Source organism: Wolbachia endosymbiont of Drosophila incompta (genome assembly GCF_001758565.1).
Classification (GTDB): domain Bacteria; phylum Pseudomonadota; class Alphaproteobacteria; order Rickettsiales; family Anaplasmataceae; genus Wolbachia; species Wolbachia pipientis.
On the sequence record NZ_CP011148.1, the window covers coordinates 773,064 to 776,934 of the forward strand.

Below are 3,871 nucleotides of genomic sequence, written 5' to 3' on the forward strand. Positions count from 1 at the left end.
AGCGAAAAAGATTTGGGGAAATAAATCAAGCATTTTAGTTGGTGATCTATTGTTGACTCTAGCATTTAGATGGCTTATAGAGTGTGGAAATTTAAATATTCTCTCTATTTTATCTAAAGCATCGCATTTACTTGTGAAGGGTGAAATAAAGCAGATGACAGCACGCTTTGACCCCCACACAGTCAGGGAAAATTATTTTGATATCATTGGAGAAAAGACAGCATCTTTATTTTCTGCATGCTGTGAAGCTGCATCAACAGTATCTGGTGCAACAAATGACGAAACAGAGAGGCTAAAGAATTTTGGTTTTAATTTTGGTATGGCATTTCAAATAGTTGATGATATGCTCGATTATACTGCTAATCAAGGTACTTCTGGAAAGCAAGTCGGAAAAGACTTTTTCGAAGGTAAAGTCACCTTACCTGCTATTATAGCATACGAAAAGGGCAGTCCAGCAGAGCAAAAATTCTGGGAAAAATGCTTTTCTTCAGCTAGACACAATTTTGACCAAGCATTACACTATATTAATCACCATAATGCCATTCAGCTTTCTATGGAAAAAGCTAGACACTACATTAATATGGCACAAAATGATATTAGTACTTTTTCTGATTCTTTTTATAAAACTACTTTAATTAACTTTTTAAATGCGAGCATAGAAAGACGAATGTAGCTGGCGCTTGATATTTTCAGATTAATTGTTATATATTTATTAGATTCTTAAGGGTAATGATATGTCAGATAGCAGTAAGGAGAAAAAGAAGAAGTTTGCTGATATGGTAAGTAGGCAGAAAGGTGACGACCAACAAAGTGATAACCATAAGCAAACTGATGATTTAAATGAAGATCTCAATACATTAAAAGAACGTGCAGTTCAGCTTGAAGATCATTTACGCCGTGCTGTTGCAGATAATGAAAACGTCAAACGTATAATGCAAAAGCAAATTAGCGATGCAAGTGACTACGCAGTCACAAAACTTGCACGTGATATGATCAACTCGTGCGACAATTTAAAAAGAGTAATGGAAATTTTGAAAGACGGTGATCCTGTTCATGAGGGGATTAAAGTAGCTTATCAAAAAATTATAAATGATCTAAAAAAACATGGAATAGAGGAAGTAGACCCACTTGGTGAGCTTTTTGATAGTAATTTACACCAAGCTGTTGTGGAAAGAGAAGACAATGAAAAAGAGCCTGGCACCATTGTAGAGGTACTACAAACTGGTTATACTATCAAAAATAGGTTGCTCCGCCCTGCAATGGTTATTCTTTCTAAGAAATCTGCTGATTGTGGAAACGATTAGCATGAGGTAAATGTATAATGACAAGTATTGTCTTTTCAGGTATCCAGCCAAGTGGCGTACTACATTTAGGTAATTATCTTGGTGCAATCAAACAGTGGATAGACTTACAGGATAAATACAAATCTCTTTTTTGTATTGTCGACCTACATGCAATCACAGCAAATAAGCTTCCCGCAAGTGAATTAAAAAGTAATATTTTCAAAACAGCAGCAGCTTATATTGCATGTGGAATAGATCCAGAAAAGTCCATTATTTTTAATCAGTCCACAGTTAGTGGTCATGCAGAACTGGGCTGGCTGCTTGGGTGCTATACACCAATTGGTTGGCTTAATCGCATGACTCAATTTAAAGATAAAGCTGGCAGCGATAAACAAAAAGCCTCTCTTGGATTATATAGTTATCCAGTACTTATGGCTGCAGATATATTGTTGTATCAAACTAAATACGTTCCTGTTGGTGATGATCAAAAACAGCATTTGGAGCTTGCACGTGATATTGCATCAGCTTTTAACAATCATTATAAGCTGGATCATTTCATCGTACCTGAAATCTTAACTTTGGATTGCACATCAAGGATAATGAGCTTAAGAGATGGTACAAGCAAGATGAGTAAATCTGATCCTTCAGAACATTCGTGCATTAACCTTGATGATACGGATGACTTAATTGTCAAAAAAATAGAAAAAGCAAAAACAGATTCAATTCTAGGCTTTGCTACTTTAGAGTGCCGACCAGAAATAAGCAATTTGATAAACATTTATTCAGTGCTTAGTAATGTAAATGTGAAAAAAGTATGTGAAGAAGTGAACAAACATGACATGAAGCACTTCAAAAAAGAGTTAGCTGATTTAATTATCAGTGTTATATCACCCATACGTGAGAAAATGAATGATCTTTTAAAAGACCAATTCCATTTACATGAAATATTAAAAAAAGGCACAAAGAAAGCAGCAGAAATTGCAACCCATAATATAAAAGAAATCAAGGATATTATTGGATTTGCTCAATATCTGTAAGGTTCCAAAGTGTGATGGTGCGAACCGTCATACCGCCGCGGTATCTCAGCCGCTAACACGTAGCGGGATGACGGTTTTTCAAATTGTCGGTAAATCTAAGTCAGTTTAGCCATAGGCAGCAATTTTCTGTATTTATTTTAAGTTGAAGAAAGCTCAAATGAAAAATCGTGTTTTGCTAAAAATCACAGAATGCAGTCTGGTTACAAAATTCTCTAATGGTCTTAAATAAAACTTCCAGTGAATGATTGTCAGACATATTGTGCTCTGCTGATTTTATTAAGTGTACTTCAACATCGGTTGACTTAATTTTTTCAGCTAAATTCAATGAAGTTTGATAAGGAACATCTTTATCATTAATGCTATGCAGCAAGCGCACAGGACAGTTTATATCTATTGTCTTTTTGTTTAAAAGAAGGTTCTTTCTGCAACTGCGTATATACTCTTTAAATTATTTTGTATGTACAATGCTCTGAAGTAAAATCTATTACACCTTTAGAATCTAGTTCTTCTTTTTGCTTGCCTGACAATTGCTTGAATATCAAATCTTCAGTAAAATCGGGAGCAGACGATATACCAATTAGTGCTGCAATTTTTTCTGGAAATTGAAGGGCAGTGAGCAACATCAGCCATCCTCCCATACTTGAACCTATAATTATTTGTTTATCGCTAGTTAATTCACTCATTACTTTAGCACAATTTTTTTGCCAATCACTTATCGTGTAATCAATAAAATTACCACTTGAATGACCGTGACCAAAATAATCAAATAGCACAAGTGCTACGTCATTTTCTTGGCAAAATTTGTAAATAGCAGTTGCTTTAGTTCCATCCATATTGGATGCAAATCCACCGAAAAAAACTACAGAAGCTTTCTTTCCTTGTAGCTTTCGATATGCTATGTGACCATTATTTCCATCAAACAATTTACAATAATCCATACTACTTTGGCAAAGCAACCGGGCTATCACTCAATTGATGCAAATAACTAACTAGATCTGCAATTTCTTGTGGATTGGAAATACCTGCAAATGCCATACGTGTACCTTTTATATAGGCTTTTGGGTTCTTTAAAAAGGCAAATAGCTCCTCATACCCCCATTTTCCACCTCTTTCAAGCACTGCTTTTGAGTAATTGAATGAGTTACCAAGATGGGCCTTTTTATTTCCAACTATGTTCCATAAGTTTGGTCCTACTTTATTCATTCCACNNNTCTCAAAACTATGGCAGGCTATACATTTTTTTGCTGCTGATTTACCTTTCTCAAAGCTAGCATTCTGCATGAGCGCTCCAATATCAAGCGCCACTTGCTCGATTTTTTGCTGGAACTCATTGCTGCCAGCAGCTACTATCGTTTGGTGTTCAATCTTATATTCTTCTGGACTGTAAAGCATATCAACTACATTACTAACTATCATAAAGATTAGCCCAGAAAGTAAAATCGATGCTGCAATCTTATTAAGCTCCATAGTTAATTTTTATTAAGTAATGTTACTTAAATTATGCGAATATTTTCGCAAATAGCAACCAATTACCTTGAAGCTCGCTAAAGA

4 protein-coding genes and 1 pseudogene are annotated in these 3,871 nt (G+C 35.1%); 3 read left to right on the forward strand and 2 right to left on the reverse strand.

Features of this window, described 5'->3' with window-relative positions; all coding sequences use genetic code 11:
• The 3 genes from WG67_RS03425 to trpS all read left to right on the forward strand — a co-directional run.
• Positions 1-673 (forward strand): polyprenyl synthetase family protein (locus tag WG67_RS03425; protein ID WP_458694901.1); only part of this gene is annotated, 673 nt, incomplete at its 5' end.
• A gap of 61 nt (positions 674-734) precedes the next feature.
• Complete coding sequence (locus WG67_RS03430) at positions 735-1,304, forward strand: nucleotide exchange factor GrpE (protein WP_070356909.1); 570 nt, start codon at positions 735-737, stop codon at positions 1,302-1,304.
• 17 nt (positions 1,305-1,321) lie between these two features.
• Positions 1,322-2,320, forward strand: coding sequence for a tryptophan--tRNA ligase (trpS, locus tag WG67_RS03435; RefSeq protein WP_070356910.1), 999 nt, complete (start codon positions 1,322-1,324; stop codon positions 2,318-2,320).
• Between the two features lie 175 nt (positions 2,321-2,495).
• Here the strand turns inward: trpS and WG67_RS07665 are convergent.
• Both WG67_RS07665 and WG67_RS03445 read right to left on the reverse strand, forming a co-directional pair.
• Positions 2,496-3,258 (reverse strand): annotated as a pseudogene (locus WG67_RS07665) (alpha/beta hydrolase).
• A gap of 1 nt (position 3,259) precedes the next feature.
• Positions 3,260-3,787: a c-type cytochrome gene (locus WG67_RS03445; protein ID WP_070356911.1), complete on the reverse strand. Its 528-nt coding sequence runs from the start codon at positions 3,785-3,787 to the stop codon at positions 3,260-3,262.
• Positions 3,788-3,871 lie beyond the last annotated feature (84 nt).

Excerpts from the sequence above, each read along its gene's own strand:
- WG67_RS03430 (WP_070356909.1), top strand. The coding sequence starts at position 735 with ATGTCAGATAGCAGTAAGGAGAAAAAGAAGAAGTTTGCTGATATGGTA.
- trpS (WP_070356910.1), top strand. The coding sequence starts at position 1,322 with ATGACAAGTATTGTCTTTTCAGGTATCCAGCCAAGTGGCGTACTACAT.